This is a genomic window from Stenotrophomonas sp. STM01 (assembly GCF_014852135.1).
Taxonomy (GTDB): Bacteria; Pseudomonadota; Gammaproteobacteria; order Xanthomonadales; family Xanthomonadaceae; genus Stenotrophomonas; species Stenotrophomonas capsici.
Genome location: NZ_JACVBA010000001.1, coordinates 1,067,259 through 1,082,188, shown reverse-complemented (window position 1 = coordinate 1,082,188; position 14,930 = coordinate 1,067,259). Strand labels below are relative to the sequence as shown.

At 67.7% G+C, this 14,930-nt stretch carries 15 protein-coding genes; 10 read left to right on the top strand and 5 right to left on the bottom strand.

Annotated features, from left to right (window positions below; translation table 11 throughout):
• Window positions 1-51 precede the first annotated feature (51 nt).
• From IB227_RS04980 to IB227_RS04965, 4 genes are read right to left on the bottom strand one after another with little or no spacing between them, the layout of a single operon-like run.
• On the bottom strand, window positions 52-579 hold the full coding sequence (locus IB227_RS04980) for a Slp family lipoprotein (RefSeq protein ID WP_192286531.1): 528 nt from the start codon (window positions 577-579) through the stop codon (window positions 52-54).
• On the bottom strand, window positions 576-2,540 hold the full coding sequence (locus IB227_RS04975) for a DUF3488 and transglutaminase-like domain-containing protein (RefSeq protein WP_225591590.1): 1,965 nt from the start codon (window positions 2,538-2,540) through the stop codon (window positions 576-578). Before IB227_RS04975 ends, IB227_RS04980 begins: the two co-directional genes overlap by 4 nt.
• Window positions 2,537-3,493 carry a DUF58 domain-containing protein gene (locus tag IB227_RS04970; RefSeq protein WP_192286530.1) on the bottom strand — a complete coding sequence of 319 codons (957 nt, stop codon included), beginning with the start codon at window positions 3,491-3,493 and terminating at the stop codon, window positions 2,537-2,539. Before IB227_RS04970 ends, IB227_RS04975 begins: the two co-directional genes overlap by 4 nt.
• Window positions 3,494-4,420: a MoxR family ATPase gene (locus tag IB227_RS04965; RefSeq protein ID WP_192286529.1), complete on the bottom strand. Its 927-nt coding sequence runs from the start codon at window positions 4,418-4,420 to the stop codon at window positions 3,494-3,496.
• A gap of 65 nt (window positions 4,421-4,485) precedes the next feature.
• On the opposite strand from IB227_RS04965, the gene IB227_RS04960 reads away from it, so the two are divergent.
• Entirely contained in the window at window positions 4,486-6,330 is a 1,845-nt protein-coding gene (locus IB227_RS04960) for a glycosyltransferase family 39 protein (protein WP_192287276.1), read from the top strand.
• A 32-nt stretch (window positions 6,331-6,362) separates the two neighbouring features.
• Here IB227_RS04960 and IB227_RS04955 read toward each other — a convergent pair whose 3' ends face one another.
• Window positions 6,363-6,935 (bottom strand): Maf family nucleotide pyrophosphatase, encoded by a 573-nt coding sequence (locus IB227_RS04955; RefSeq protein ID WP_192286528.1) that lies wholly within the window; start codon window positions 6,933-6,935, stop codon window positions 6,363-6,365.
• 115 nt (window positions 6,936-7,050) lie between these two features.
• On the opposite strand from IB227_RS04955, the gene IB227_RS04950 reads away from it, so the two are divergent.
• From IB227_RS04950 to IB227_RS04910, 9 genes are all read left to right on the top strand, one after another.
• Window positions 7,051-7,560 (top strand): YceD family protein, encoded by a 510-nt coding sequence (locus tag IB227_RS04950; RefSeq protein ID WP_192287275.1) that lies wholly within the window; start codon window positions 7,051-7,053, stop codon window positions 7,558-7,560.
• Window positions 7,561-7,664: 104 nt separating this feature from the next.
• Window positions 7,665-7,862: a 50S ribosomal protein L32 gene (gene rpmF, locus IB227_RS04945; RefSeq protein WP_132864798.1), complete on the top strand. Its 198-nt coding sequence runs from the start codon at window positions 7,665-7,667 to the stop codon at window positions 7,860-7,862.
• 88 nt (window positions 7,863-7,950) lie between these two features.
• Window positions 7,951-8,916, top strand: a complete 966-nt coding sequence (locus tag IB227_RS04940) for a beta-ketoacyl-ACP synthase III (RefSeq protein WP_132864797.1) — start codon at window positions 7,951-7,953, stop codon at window positions 8,914-8,916.
• 62 nt (window positions 8,917-8,978) lie between these two features.
• Window positions 8,979-9,761 (top strand): serine/threonine protein phosphatase, encoded by a 783-nt coding sequence (locus IB227_RS04935; protein WP_132864796.1) that lies wholly within the window; start codon window positions 8,979-8,981, stop codon window positions 9,759-9,761.
• 82 nt (window positions 9,762-9,843) lie between these two features.
• On the top strand, window positions 9,844-10,788 hold the full coding sequence (gene fabD, locus IB227_RS04930) for an ACP S-malonyltransferase (protein ID WP_192286527.1): 945 nt from the start codon (window positions 9,844-9,846) through the stop codon (window positions 10,786-10,788).
• A gap of 88 nt (window positions 10,789-10,876) precedes the next feature.
• Entirely contained in the window at window positions 10,877-11,620 is a 744-nt protein-coding gene (gene fabG / locus IB227_RS04925) for a 3-oxoacyl-ACP reductase FabG (protein ID WP_192286526.1), read from the top strand.
• A gap of 149 nt (window positions 11,621-11,769) precedes the next feature.
• Window positions 11,770-12,009 (top strand): acyl carrier protein, encoded by a 240-nt coding sequence (acpP, locus tag IB227_RS04920; protein WP_132864793.1) that lies wholly within the window; start codon window positions 11,770-11,772, stop codon window positions 12,007-12,009.
• Between the two features lie 130 nt (window positions 12,010-12,139).
• Complete coding sequence (gene fabF / locus IB227_RS04915) at window positions 12,140-13,402, top strand: beta-ketoacyl-ACP synthase II (RefSeq protein ID WP_192286525.1); 1,263 nt, start codon at window positions 12,140-12,142, stop codon at window positions 13,400-13,402.
• Between the two features lie 154 nt (window positions 13,403-13,556).
• On the top strand, window positions 13,557-14,912 hold the full coding sequence (locus IB227_RS04910) for an aminodeoxychorismate synthase component I (RefSeq protein WP_192286524.1): 1,356 nt from the start codon (window positions 13,557-13,559) through the stop codon (window positions 14,910-14,912).
• The last annotated feature ends 18 nt before the right edge of the window (window positions 14,913-14,930 follow it).

Below are 14,930 nucleotides of genomic sequence, written 5' to 3'. Positions count from 1 at the left end.
AAAACGCCGCCCGGAGGCGGCGTTTCCTGTTTGCCGTGAGCGCTGGGCGTCTTACCACCAGCCGCCGCGCCAACCCCAGCCCCAGCCGGGACCCCAACCCGGGCCCCACGGGCCGTACGGGTAGGCAGGCACCACTTCCACTTCACGCTGCACCGGCCACAGGTAGACCACGTCGGCGTTGATCTTCGGCAGTGGGTAGTCGTACTCGCCGATCTTGGTGGTCTGGTAACCATCGATGCGGCCGATGAAGGTCACGTCGCGGCCCGGCTCGAACACCGCCGGGTCGTAGAAGCCGGCGCGGCAGGCGATGAAGCGGCCGTCGCTGGCGTCGGAGGAGGTGCTGCTCGGGCGACCGGTACCGGTGAGCGGACGGGCGATCATCTGGAAGCAGGTCTCGCCCTGGCTCGGCAGGGTTTCAATGATGCGACCACCCCAGCGCACCGGCGTACCGGTCTGCTTCTGCGCCACCGAATCACGCGGGGAAACCGTGCTGAACTGCCCCTGCAGCGGCTTGGGAGCGGTGGCACAGGCGACCAGCGTGAGGCTGGCGGCGACAATCAGGGCAATGCGGGTGTTCATGGTGATGCTCCGGGTTTCGGGCGGTGCCTGCGCAGGTCCCGCAATAATGAAACGTGGTCGGACAGGACGCCAGCGTAGCGTGCGTCGGCGAAACGTTTGCTGAGTGCCATCAGACCGCTGCCCGGGTAGCGGAGTTCCACCCGGCGCGCCCAATCGCCGGCCGGCTCGTGGGGCTCGCGGGCCAGGCCGAGGCGGGCATAGCGCCGGCCCAGCCGGTGCCAGGCGCGCAGCAGCGGGTCGCGCTGGCGCTCGCCGCGTGCCAGCAGCCAGGCCATGGCCCCCACCGCGATCACGGCGAAGCCGGCGAACAGTACGACCAACTGCGAGGGCGACAGCTCTCCGACGCCGAAGGGGCTGAGCAGGCGTTGCTGGCGCTTGGCATCGAAGGAGAGGAAGGCGGTGTTCCAGCCACGGCGCATCCAGTCACCGAACTGCACGATGCTGTCCCAGCGGCCGGCCAGGTCCAGCCCACCGGCGGCGGTGCCGCCCTGCTGGGCAAGCCGGTCTTCCAGGGTGTCATAGATGCGCTCCGGGGCGACCGCTGCGGTGGGGTCCACCCGCACCCAGCCGCGTTCGGGCAGCCACACTTCGGCCCAGGCATGGGCATCCATCCGCCGGACCACCCAGTAGTCGCCGAAGCGGTTGCGCACGCCGCCCGCGTAGCCGGTGACCACGCGGGCCGGGATGCCGGCACCGCGCATCAGCACGACGAATGCGGAGCTGAAGTGCTCGCAGAAGCCTTCCTTCTGGTCGAACAGGAACTCGTCGGCACCATGGCGACCGGGCAGGGGCGTGGACAGCGTGTAGGCGAACTCGCGGTGGATCCAGTCCAGGCTGCGTTGGACGATGGCCGCGTCGTCCGTGCCGGCCTCGCTGCGCCACTTCCGGGCCAGGGCAAGGGTGCGCGGGTTGAAGCCGTCGGGGAGCTGCAGGGCCTGTTGACGGAGTGCAGGGGGCAGCTCCAGCTGGAATCGTTGCGGCGCAGCCGACTGCATCCGCCAACGTGTCAACGCGGTCAATGGCTGTGGGCTGAGCAGGGAGTAGTCGGCATCGAGGAACGTGCCAGGTGGGTTGTTCAGCGGCAGGTCCAGTGAGACCAGCTGGCGATCGTCGGTGGGCTCGTACTCGATCTGGTAGTCCCATTGGGCCGCGCCTGGTTCGAAGTGGGGGCGCGGCGTGGTGCGCTGGTAGTCCAGCCGGGTCCAGCGCCGGCCGTCGAAACGGGTGAGCACCGGGCCGCGCCAGTAACGCTGGTTCTGCGCTGGCGGCGGGCCAAAGAACTGCACGCGCAGCGCGGGGCTGTCGTCCACCATCAGGTCCAGCCATTGGCCGGCCTGCATGCTGTCGGACAGGCCGGGCCGCCCGATGGCCCGTTCCGGGATCCCCCACAGTGGACTTCCCAGGCGCGGCACCAGCCAGAACGCAGCCAGGGCCAAGGGCAAGGCCAGCAGCATCAGGCGTCCGACGGTGCGCAGTTGCAGGCCGACAGCCAGTGGCCGGATACCGGCGTCCTCGTCGGCGATCCGCTGGAGTGCGAGCAGCGCGCAGATCACCGCCGCGGCGGCCAGCAGCAGGGTGGTTGGACCCTGGTCGAGCAGGAACGCGGCAAAGGGCGCGAACAGGGCGAAGCCAATCAGGCTGCGCGCATCGCGCAGGCTGCGTAGTTCGCTGGACTTGATCGCCAGCATCGCCGCCAGCAATGCACAGCCGGTGTCGCGTCCGGGATGGGCTCCCATCTGCCAGTAGATGGCGGCCAACATGACGGCGACGAGCAGCAGCCGCAGTGGCATCGACGGCACCTTCCGCCAGGAAAGCAGTGCGACCAGCATGGCGGCCGCGGCGATCACGCCTGCCAGCACGCCAGGCAACTGCAGCAACAGTGGCAACAGGGCCAGGGCGGTGGCCAGCATCGCCCCGCTGCGTGCGGTGTTGCTGGCGTCAGGAGCGTTGTCGCGTTTCATGCGGGCGGTAGCAGGGCAAGGGCGCGCAGGCACAGGTGGCGATGGGCATCGCCGCTGGCCGGGCCGATCGGTGGGGTGCCGGGCAGGCGCAACTGGTAACGGCGGCCCTCGCGTTCGGCATCGTCCACCCAGCGTGCGAGGCGGGAGATGCGGCGCTCATGGGGCAGTACATGCAGCTGCTGCCAGTCCAGTACCAGTTCGGTGCCGGCCGGGCGCTCGTACTCGCGCACCAGCAGCGTGTCGCGGCGTGCGGAGTGCTTCCAGGCGATGGTCCGGCGTGCATCACCGGCACGATAGGGCCGCAACTGCTGCAGTTCGTCGCCTAGCGGATGCACCCGGGTACGCGTGGAATGGCTGCCGGTATCCGGCAGGGGCGGCGGGTTGGCTTCGGGCGTGGGATAGACCAGCAGCGGTGCTTCCGGCCAGAACCAGCTCCACGCACGTACCAGGCCAAGCGGTTGGGTGGTGGAGACGCGGATGCGCGACAGGTCCATCCAGCCGCGCGCGGTGGTGGGCAGCCACAGGTCGGCCTCGGCCTGGCTGTCCTGCGCCAGGCTGGCGTTGCCTTGGACCTGTTCGTGGTCGAGCTGCAGCGCACGTCGGCTGCGGCTGTCGCTGCGTGACAGCGCGAGCCGCAACTGGATGGGGGTGCCGGCCGCCACCGGCTCGGCGGACATCGCCTCCAGGCGGAGGCCGGACAACTGCAGGTGGGCGTACACGGCACTGGCCATGGCGGTGGTGGCCAGCACCAGGGCCAGCAGCAGCGCCGGGTTGTTGTTGTAGTTCAGTGCGCCCAGCAGCATCACCGCCAGCAGTGCGGCCAGGAACAATCCGAAGCGGGTCGGCAGCACGTAGATGCGGCGCCGGTCCAGTTGCACGGGCAGCGCTTCGGGGTGGCGTGGGCGCGCCAGCCATTGCAGTGACTGCAGGCGCTGCCGCAGGCGGTCGATCATTCAATCGACCTTGACGCTGTGCAGGATGGCGCGTGCCAGGGTCGGGCCGGACGAGGACTCGGCCTCGGCGACCAGCCGGTGCCCGGCCACGGCGATGAACAAGGCCTGCACATCCTCGGGTACCACATGCCCGCGGCCCAGCAGCAGCGCATGCGCCTTGGCCGCGCGCAACAACGCGATGCCGGCGCGCGGCGACAGGCCGACCTTCACCCCCGGGTGCTGGCGACTGCGGGTCAGCAGCGCCTGCACGTAGTCGATCAGTGCGTCGCTGGCGTGCACCTGTTCCACCGCCTCGCGCAGTTGCAGGATGTCCTGGTCGGACAGGCGCGGCGTGGTGCGCGCGATCAGGTCACGGCGGCTGCCGCCACTGAGCAGCGCGCGTTCGGCCTGGGCATTCGGGTAGCCCAAGGTCAGGCGCAGCAGGAAGCGGTCCAGCTGCGAGTCAGGCAGCGGGAAGGTGCCGGACAGGTCCACCGGGTTCTGCGTGGCGATCACGAAGAAGGGATCCGGCAATGCATGGGTGACGCCGTCCAGGGTGACCTGCTGCTCGGCCATCGCTTCGAGCAGCGCGCTCTGGGTGCGCGGCGGCGCGCGATTGATCTCATCGGCCAGCAGGACGTTGCAGAACACCGGCCCGGGATGGAACTGGAAGCTGCGGCTCTGCGCGTCGTAGACCGAGATGCCCAGCACGTCGGCCGGCAGCAGGTCCGAGGTGAACTGCACGCGCTGGAACTGCAGGCCGAGCGTGGAGGCCATGGCGTGGGCCAGCGTGGTCTTGCCGAGCCCGGGCAGATCCTCGATCAGCAGGTGTCCCCCGGACAACAGGGCGACAAACGCCAGCCGTACTTCCTGCGCCTTGCCCAGCAGCAGGGCGTTGACCTGTTCCTGCGCCTTGTGCAGGGAGAGCAACGTGACATCGGTTAGCATTCCGGGTGTGGCCAGACTCATGGTCATCTCTCGATTCTTGCAACTTTGAGGAAGTGTAAGTGCCTATCAGGGGGGAGCGCCGCGCCTACATCATGTTCCTGACGTTGTGGGTGTTGGCCACGGCGGTCAAGGTCCTGGTGGCGTCACGGTTGCCGTTGTTCGTCGACGAAGCGTTCTATTGGCAGGAAGGCCAGCATCTTGCGGCGGCCTATTCGGACCTGCCGGGGTTGACGGCCTGGTTGACGCGACTGGGCGTGGAAGTGGCCGGCGGGCATCGTCTCGGCGTGCGCCTGCCATTCCTGGCGCTGGGTGCATTGCTGCCGTGGATGGTGGCGTGGATCACCGGGCGTTGGTTCGGCGGGCGGATCGGCTGGCAGGCCGGTTGCCTGGCGTTGCTGATGCCGATGTCGGCCACGCTGGGCATCCTGGCGGTGCCGGACGTGCCGATGGCCATCGCGGCATTGCTCTGCCTCGGGGCGGGTGCACGGCTGTTGCGCGGCGTGGATGCCGGCGGTGCGCTGCTGCTCGCGCTGGGCCTGGTGGTGGGGGCCCTGAGCCACTATCGGTTCCTCGGCGTGATCATCGTGGGATTCATTGCCCTGGTGCTGTTGCCGGAAGGGCGGCGTGTATTGCGTGATCCCCGGATCTGGATCGCGCTGGCCACCGGCATCGTGGCATGGCTGCCATTGATGGCGTGGAACCTGGAAAACCAGGACGCTGGCCTGAAGTTCCAGATCATCGAGCGCCACCCCTGGGTGTTCAGCAGCGAGGGCCTGCTGTTCCTGCTGATACAGCCGCTGATGGTCACGCCGGTGCTGTTCGTGGCCATGGTGATGGTGGGCATCAGCGGCGTACGCAAGGCTGCGGGTGGGTTCCATCACGTGCAGTGGCGCTACTTCGCGTTGGTGGGCGCCGCCTCGACGGCGTTGATCTTCCTGCTGGGCTTCTTCACCGATGCCGAGCGGATCAGCTTCCATTGGCCGCTGCCCGGATATCTGGCCCTGCTGGTCGGGGTGCCGATGCTGCTGACGCATTGGCCGAAGGCGTGGCGGCGCGCGGTATGGGTGACGGCGGCGATCGGCCTGGTCGTCGCGCTGGGGTATTACCTGGTCGTGTCCATGCCCGGCTTGCGCCAGGAGATGGCGGGCAGCAAGTACTACCCGCGCAATTTCGCCGGCTGGTCACCGCTGGCCGCGGCCGTGCGCGAAGAGTTGCAGCACATGCCGGCCGACACCACGGTCCTGGCCGGCAGTTTCAAGGTGGGTTCCGAGCTGGGGTTCGGCCTGGACGATCCGTCCATCCAGGTGCTGCCGCATCCGCTCAATGATCGTCATGGGCGTACCGCGCAGCTGGCCCTGTGGGGCCTGGTCAGCGATGGTCATCGCGACAACCCGCAATTGCTGGTGCTGGCTCCCAGTGACCAGCGCTACCGCGACCTGCTGGCCCGCTATCACGCGGTCTGCGAACTGGTCGGGCCGCTGCCGCCGCCTCGGGTGGTGTCGTTGGACCATGGTTTTCAGCGGTTCCTTCTGTTCCGGCTACCGCCAACCCGGCAGGAGGGGCCGTGCGTCACCCCGGCGATGGCCTGGGTGGATGTGCCGGCGGCCGGTGCGTCGGTCGCGCGCGGCGTGGTCGACGTGCAGGGGTGGGCATTCAAGGACGGTGTCGGGCTGGACCGCGTGGAGCTGCTGGTGGACGGGCACAGTGTCGGTGATGCCGTCTATGGACGGGTCTTCGACATCCGCCAGGCGTGGCCGGGCACGAATGACCCGCACCATCCGGCGGTGGGCTTCGACGCCAGGGTGGATACCCGCGCGCTGGCGTCGGGCCGGCATTGGCTGGGCATGCGCCTGCACGGCAAGGACGGCAGCGTCGAGGAATGGGCCGAACAGCCGTTCGTGGTGGAGTAGGGCGCTCTCCCGGGTGCTTGCGCTGCCGGCGATCAGGGCAGCGCGTAGCCGGCGCGCCGCAGCAACTGTGACAGGGCGATCAGCGGCAGGCCGACCAGTGCGGTCGGGTCGCTGCAATGGATGGCCTCGAACAGGCTGATGCCCAATCCCTCGCACTTGAAGCTGCCGGCACAGTCCAATGGTTGCTCGGCGTCGACGTAGCGGCGGATTTCCTCGCGGTTCAAGGCGCGGAACCGGACCCGGGTGACGTCCATGGCCTGCAGTTGCTCGCGGCCATTGTCCAGGCACAGCGCGGTATGGAAGCGCACCTCCTGGCCGGACATGGCGGCCAGTTGCGCGCAGGCGGCGTCGACGGTGCCCGGCTTGCCCAGCGGCGCCCCATTCAGTTCGGCGACCTGGTCTGAGCCGATCACCCAGTCGCCCGGGTGTCCGGCCGCCACGGCCTGCGCCTTGGCCGCCGCCAGACGGGCGGCCAGCGCAGCCGGCGCCTCCCCGGCCAGCGGGGTTTCATCGACCTGGGGGGCGATGGAGCTGAACGGCAGCCGCAGCCGGGACAGCAATTCGGCCCGGTAGCGGGAAGTGGAGGCGAGGATCAGGTCGGTCATGTGGGAAAATGGCGGATCCGGGCGTGGCAGTCTGCTGCGACCAGCCCATGGTGACAATGATTCCTTGCCACCGGGTTTGACAGCGGCGGGCCTGGTCCTTAACATTCTGCAGCTTATGTCCGCGAACGTGCCCGAATTGCTGGATGCTTGGCGGATGGTCGCAGCACGCAGGTGCTTCGACGGCCAGGTGCCCTTGTCCGATTTGCCCCGCCTGCAGGGCCTTGTTGCCGATGCCGAAGGGCAGTGCCATTACGCACTGGAATTTGGGCGCGACGAGGTGTTGAAGGTAGCCTATGTCGAGTTGACCATCGATACCGAGCTGCCGCTGATCTGTCAGCGCAGCATGCAGCGTTTCCTGCTGCCGGTGGCGATCCGCCAGCGACTGGGCCTGATCCGCGACGAGGAAGAGGAATCGGCGCTTCCGCCGGATTACGAAGCGCTGCTGGTGCCGGAAGATGGCAACCTGCAGCCGCTGGAACTGGTCGAGGATGAATTGGTGTTGGCGGTGCCGGTGGTGGCGCTGGCACCGGGGAGCGAGGCGGTCGAACGTGACTGGCCGGCGACCGAAGAGGAACAGGGCAAGGCCAATCCGTTCGCGGCATTGGCGGCGCTGAAGAAACAATAGCGGCCGGTTATCGTCGGCGGCTGCGGCGAAAGCGAGTAGTGCAGGACGCTGGCGTCCCGTGCAATTAAACGACGAAGCAAACGAACCGAGTTTGGAGCAATCCCATGGCTGTGCAGAAATCCCGTGTTACCCCGTCCCGCCGCGGCCAGCGTCGTGCGCACGACGCCCTGAGCGCCAAGCAGCTGTCCACCGACCCGACCACGGGTGAAGTGCACCTGCGTCACCACATCACCGCCGACGGTTTCTACCGTGGCAAGAAGGTGATCACGACCAAGTCGTCCTCGGTCGTCGAAGAAGATTGATTCGTGACCGCCGCCACGTACGCGTGGCGGCGGTTGCACCGATTCTTCCGGGGCCGCCTTCGGGCGGCTTCGCGCAACAGGAAACAGCATGAGCAAGCGGATCTACTCGAGGATCGCGGGCACTGGTAGTTACTTGCCCGAGAAAGTGTTGACCAACGACGATCTGACCAAGATCGTGGACACGACCGATGAGTGGATTCAGTCGCGAACGGGTATCCGTGAGCGACATATCGCTGCCGAAGGCGAAACCACCAGCGATCTCGGCTATCACGCCGCGGTGCGTGCGCTGGAGGCGGCCGGCATCGAGGCTTCGCAGCTGGACATGATCGTCGTGGGGACCACCACGCCGGACATCATTTTCCCGTCCACCGCCTGTCTGATCCAGGCGCGCCTCGGCGCGGCCGGCTCGGCGGCGTTTGACGTCAATGCGGCATGTTCGGGCTTCCTGTTTGCCCTGAGCGTGGCCGATAAATTCATCCGCAGCGGCGACGCCAGGCATGTGCTGGTGATCGGTGCGGAAACCCTGACCCGCATCGTCGACTGGAACGACCGCACCACCTGCGTGTTGTTCGGCGATGGCGCGGGCGCCGTCGTGCTCAAGGCCGACGAAGACACCGGCATTCTCAGTACCCACCTGCATGCCGACGGCAGCAAGAAGGAGCTGCTGTGGAACCCGATCGGCGTGTCGGTCGGCCTGGACAAGCCCGGCAAGATCAACATGAAGGGCAACGACGTGTTCAAGTACGCCGTCAAGGCGCTGGACTCGGTCGTCGATGAAACCCTGCAGGCCAACGGCCTGGACAAGTCCGACCTGGACTGGTTGATCCCGCACCAGGCCAACCTGCGCATCATCGAAGCCACGGCCAGGCGCCTGGACATGTCGATGGACCAGGTGGTGGTGACCGTGGACAAGCATGGCAACACCTCGGCCGGCTCGGTGCCGCTGGCACTGGATGCGGCGATCCGCTCCGGCCGGGTCGAGCGTGGCCAGCTGCTGCTGCTGGAAGCCTTCGGCGGCGGCTTCACCTGGGGTTCGGCGTTGCTGCGTTACTGATCACGGTTTGCGTGCCGGCCGCGGTGTGACGCGGCGGCACGGGTGATCCGGGAGGTTGCGTCATGGCAGAAGCCATTCTTATCGAGGGCCAGCGTGCGTGGCTCAAGTACTACGGTGAAGGCAGCCGGGCATTCGCCCTTGGCCTGCTGAACCTTGTCGCCCATCGTTTCGGCATGGACGCGTTGCGGCCGCCGCCGCACCGGGGTGGCGAGCAGGCGCGTGACATCGAGGCGCGCCGCCTGGCCGAGTTGCGCGAGCAGGGCGTGAACGTCCCGGCCGTCATCGGCGAGGGGCGGGCGGCCCTGTTGCTGGAGCATACCGGCGACTCCTTCAACCAATGCATGCGCGATGCCGATGATGCCGGCCGCGACCGGCTGGTGAAGGCGGCCATGGCCACCCTTGCCGATGCGCATGCGCGCGGGGCCTACCTGGGCCAGCCGCTGCCGCGCAACATGACCTGGGACGGCGAGAACGTCGGTTTCCTCGATTTCGAGGAGGACCCGCTGGAAGTGATGGACCTGCCCACGGCGCAGGCGCGCGACTGGCTGATGTTTGGCTACGGCGTGGCCAAGTATTACGACCACCGCGGCGAGGTCCTGCAGGACCTGCTGATCGAGGCGATGGAGCGGGCGCAGGGGCCGGTGGTCGAGCAGGCCAACGAGGTGACCACGCGACTGCAGTCACTGGCGCGCCTGTTGAAGCGGGCGGGTCGGTCCGGCCGGGTGCTGGCGCAGGCCATTTTCGCCCTGCACGCGGCCACTTCGCTGGGCCTGGTGCTGCTGACGGTGGTCTGCGTGGACTGGCTGATCGACGGCCAGGTCGACCTGCTGGGCATGCTCGGCTGAGCGCCCTGCATACGCTTCAGTACAGACGAGCGGGCAGGTTCGCGCTTATGATGCCCCGCTTCGAAGTGCAGCAGATGACCGCGTGACTGATTCCCGACTCGCTTTCGTGTTCCCCGGCCAGGGCTCCCAGTCCCTGGGCATGTTGGCCGAACTGGCTGAATTGCACCCGCAGATCCGCGAAACCTTCGCCGAGGCGTCCGATGGCGCCGGCGTGGACCTGTGGGCGTTGTCGCAGGGCGGCCCGGAAGAGCAGCTCAACCGCACCGAGTTCACCCAGCCGGCACTGCTGGCGGCGAGCATCGCGGTGTGGCGCCTGTGGAACGCACAGGGCGGTGCAAAGCCGGCCGTGCTGGCCGGGCACAGCCTGGGTGAATACACCGCGCTGGTCGCTGCCGGTGCCTTGTCGCTGCGTGAAGGCGCACACCTGGTGCGTCTGCGCGGCCAGCTGATGCAGGACGCGGCCCCGGCCGGCGTCGGTGCCATGGCGGCCGTGCTCGGTGCCGAGGACGCTATGGTGCTGGAGGTCTGCGCCGAAGCGGCGGGCAGCCAGGTCGTGGTGCCGGCCAATTTCAATTCCCCGGGCCAGATCGTCATTGGTGGCGATGCCGACGCGGTCGACCGCGCGCTGGCGCTGCTGGCCGAGAAGGGCGTGCGCAAGGCGGTGAAACTGGCCGTCAGCGTGCCCTCGCACACCCCCTTGATGCGTGAAGCCGCCAACCGCCTGGCCGAAGTGATGGCCGGGCTGGACTGGCGCGCGCCGCAGCTGCCGGTGGTGCAGAACGTCGATGCCAAGGTGCATGACGGCGTGGATGCCATCCGCCAGGCGCTGGTGCAGCAGCTGTACCAGCCGGTGCAATGGACCGGTTGCGTGCAGGCGCTGGCCGCCCGTGGCGTGAGCCGCGTGGCCGAGTGCGGCCCGGGCAAGGTGCTGACCGGCCTGGTCAAGCGCATCGACAAGACCATCGAAGGCCGCTCGCTGGCGACCCCGGCCGATTTCGCCGGTGCGCTGGAAGAGTGGGCCAACTGATCCCATGGGCATGAGGGCGGGCGCAACCTGCGTCCGGCCGTGAACGGCTGCCGCCACCGCGGCGCCGCCTGAAGAAGAGAGAAACCGCATGAGCAAGCCATTGCAGGGTGAAATCGCGCTCGTCACCGGCGCCAGCCGCGGCATCGGTGCCGCCATCGCCGACGAACTGGCCGCCCAGGGCGCCACCGTCATCGGCACCGCCACCACCGAGTCCGGCGCCGCCGCCATCGGCGAACGCCTGGCCGCGCAGGGTGGCCACGGCCGCGCCCTGAACGTGACCGAGCCCGGCGCGGTGGACACGCTGATCGAGGCGGTCAGCAAGGAATTCGGCGCCATCACCATCCTGGTGAACAACGCCGGCATCACCCGCGACAACCTGCTGATGCGCATGAAGGACGAGGACTGGCAGGCCATCCTCGACACCAACCTGACCAGCGTCTACCGCACCTCCAAGGCGGTGATGCGCGGCATGATGAAGGCGCGCAAGGGCCGCATCATCAACATCGCCTCGGTGATTGGCGTGACCGGCAATGCCGGCCAGGCCAACTACGCCGCGGCCAAGGCCGGCATCATTGCCTTCTCCAAATCGCTGGCCAAGGAAATCGGCAGCCGTGGCGTGACCGTGAACGTGGTCGCCCCGGGCTTCATCGATACCGACATGACCAAGGACCTGCCCGAGGACGCCAAGGCGGCGATGCTCGGCCAGGTCGCGCTGGGCCGCCTCGGCGAGCCGGCGGACATCGCCAAGGCGGTGGGCTTCCTGGCCGGCCCGTCGGCCAGCTACATCACCGGCGAAACCCTCCACGTCAACGGCGGGCTGTACATGCCGTAAGCGTGTGGTGCAGGGACTGCACCCAAGTGGTTGATCGCCGGGGTTTTTTGCCAGAATGCATCGGCCCGGCGCTTTCCACTACACTATCCCACGGCCATCACCACGTGGTGGCGTCTTTTGAACCACTACTCCATCTGGAGCGATATCCAATGAGCACCATCGAAGAACGCGTCAAGAAGATTGTTGTCGAGCAGCTTGGCGTCAAGGAAGAAGAAGTCACCAACAGCGCATCGTTCGTCGATGACCTGGGTGCAGACTCGCTGGACACCGTCGAGCTGGTGATGGCGCTGGAAGAAGAGTTCGAGTGCGAAATCCCGGACGAGGAAGCCGAGAAGATCGGTACCGTCCAGGCTGCCATCGACTACGTCAAGGCGCACGTCAAGGCGTAATCCACGCCTGACAGAACGCGGCCGGCATGAACTTCCGCCCGCGTTGCAAATCCATGGGGCCGCGGATGCGGCCCTGTGCTTTTCACCGCTTCAACCCCCGCCCCCGTGAACGGGGCCAGGAGAATCCGCAATGAGTCGTCGCGTCGTCGTTACCGGCATGGGCATGGTGTCGCCGCTGGGCAATGATCTGGCCAGCAGCTGGGAAGGCATCATCAATGGCCGCTCGGGCATTGGCCCGCTGACGAACGTTGCAGATGCCTATCTGGAACGTTTCACCACCAAGATCGCAGGTGAGGTCAAGGATTTCGACATCACCGCCGACAACCCGTTGTTCGGCAAGTTCAGGGTCAGTGGCAAGGATGCCAAGAAGATGGACCCGTTCATCCACTACGGCCTGGGTGCCGCCTTCATGGCGCTGCATGACTCGGGCCTGGAAATCACCGAGGCCAATGCCGAGCGCATCGGCGCCATCGTCGGCGCCGGCATCGGTGGCCTGCTGGGCATCGAGGAACAGACCATCGAGTTCCACGAGGGCAAGAAGATCTCGCCCTTCTACGTGCCCAAGACCATCATCAACATGCTGCCGGGCCAGCTGAGCATCATCACCGGCCTGAAGGGGCCGTCGTTCTCGGCGGTGTCGGCCTGCGCCACGTCCAACCATTCCATCGGCACGGCGATGCGCATGATCCAGTACGGCGATGCCGACGTGATGGTCGCCGGTGGCGCCGAGCGGGGTTCCTCGCCGACCGCCCTGGGCGGCTTCTGCGCGATGAAGGCCATGTCCACCCGCAACGACGCGCCGGAAAAGGCCTCGCGCCCGTGGGACAAGGACCGCGACGGCTTCGTGCTGGGCGACGGTGCCGGCATCCTGATCCTGGAAGAGTACGAGCACGCCAAGGCGCGCGGTGCACGCATCTACTGCGAGCTGGCCGGCTTCGGCGCAAGCTCCGACGCGTACCACATGACTGCGCCGAGCGAGAACGGCGAAGGCGCCGCCCGCTGCATGGTTGCGGCGATGAAGGACGCAGGCGTCACCCCGGAGCAGGTGGGCTACCTCAACGCGCACGGCACCTCCACGCCGCTGGGCGACCTGGGCGAGACCATGGCGATGAAGACCGCCTTCGGCGAGCATGCCTACAAGCTGCTGGTCAGCTCCACCAAGTCGATGACCGGCCACCTGCTCGGCGCGGCCGGCGGCGTGGAAGCCATCTTCTCGGTGATGGCGCTGGAGACCGGCATCATCCCGCCGACGATCAATCTGGAAGATCCGAGCGAAGGCTGCGACCTGGATTACGTGCCGAACGTGGCCCGCAAGGCACAGGTGGACGTGGTGATGTCCAACGGCTTCGGCTTCGGCGGCACCAACGGCACGCTGGTGTTCAAGCGCATCTAAGCTTTAAGCCCCTCTCCCGCAAGCGGGAGAGAGGTTGGGGTGAGGGCGTCTTTTTTAAGGGCTTTAGCAGCTCCCCCCTCATCCGCCCTCCGGGCACCTTCTCCTGCAGACGGGAGAAGGGAACAGCCTGCATTTCTGACATTTCGGGCCCACGATGCACATCCTCCCCCTGCACGCCGACACCGACCTGCTGGGGCTGCATCGGCTCGCGCCGCATCGCTATCCCGTCCTGCTCGAATCCACCGCTGCCGGCAAGCAGGGCCGGTGGGACATGCTGCTGATCGCCGACGGCGGGCAGCTGCGGCTGGAAGCCGATGGCCAGGTGCATCGTGAAGACGGTAGCGTGCTGGCCGGCACCTTCCTCGACGTCCTTGACCAGCACTGGCAGGCGCTGCGCACCGCGCGCGCGCCGTTGTTCGCTGAATTCCCGTTCCGCGGCGGCTGGGCGCTGCTGCTGGATTACGAACTGGCCGGGCAGGTCGAGCCGGTCCTGAACCTGCCGGCGCGCGCCGATGGCCTGCCGTCCGCCGTGGCCCTGCGTTGCCCCGCCGCGATCCTGCGCGAGCGCGACAGCGGGCGCTGCGTGGCGGTGGCCGAGGACGACCATGCCGGGCTGCTGGCCGACCTGCAGCAGCACCTACAGGACGCCACCGCGCTGGCGCCGCTGCCGCGCTGGCAGGCCCCGGCGGACATCACCGAAGACGCCGGCCAGCGTTTCACCGATGGCGTGCGCCGGGTGATCGATTACCTGCATGCCGGTGACGTGTTCCAGGTGAACCTGTCGCGGCGATGGCAGGCGCACTTCGACGCGGCACTGCCGCCGGAGGCGCTGTATGCGCGCCTGCGCACCGCCAACCCGGCGCCATTCGCCGGCCTGTTCGTCGCCGCCGGGCGGGCGGTGGTCAGCTCCTCGCCGGAGCGCCTGGTATCGGTAAGCGGTGACGTGGTGCAGACCCGGCCGATCGCCGGCACCCGCCCGCGGTTCGCCGGGGACGACGATGCCGCGCGCATCCAGGAGCTGGTCGGCCACCCGAAGGAACGTGCCGAGCACGTGATGCTGATCGACCTGGAGCGCAACGACCTGGGCCGCATCGCCGCGGCCGGCAGCGTCGAGGTCGATGAACTGATGACGGTGGAAAGCTACGCCCATGTCCACCACATCGTCAGCAACGTGCGCGCCCGCCTGCGTCCGGAGGTGACGCCGGGTGAGGTGATCGCCGCCACTTTCCCGGGCGGCACCATCACCGGTTGCCCGAAGGTGCGCTGCATGGAAATCATCGCCGAGCTGGAACAGACCGCACGCGGGGCCTACACCGGTGCCTTCGGCTGGCTGAACCGGGACGGCGACATGGACCTGAACATCCTGATCCGCACCGCCGAGGTGCAGGGCGCGGCGGCGACGTTCCGCACCGGCGCCGGCATCGTGGTCGATTCGGACCCGGCCAAGGAGCTGGACGAGACCCGGGCCAAGGCACGCGGCCTGCTGCGGGCGCTGGATCCGGTCGAATGAAGGCGGCCTTTGGCCGGC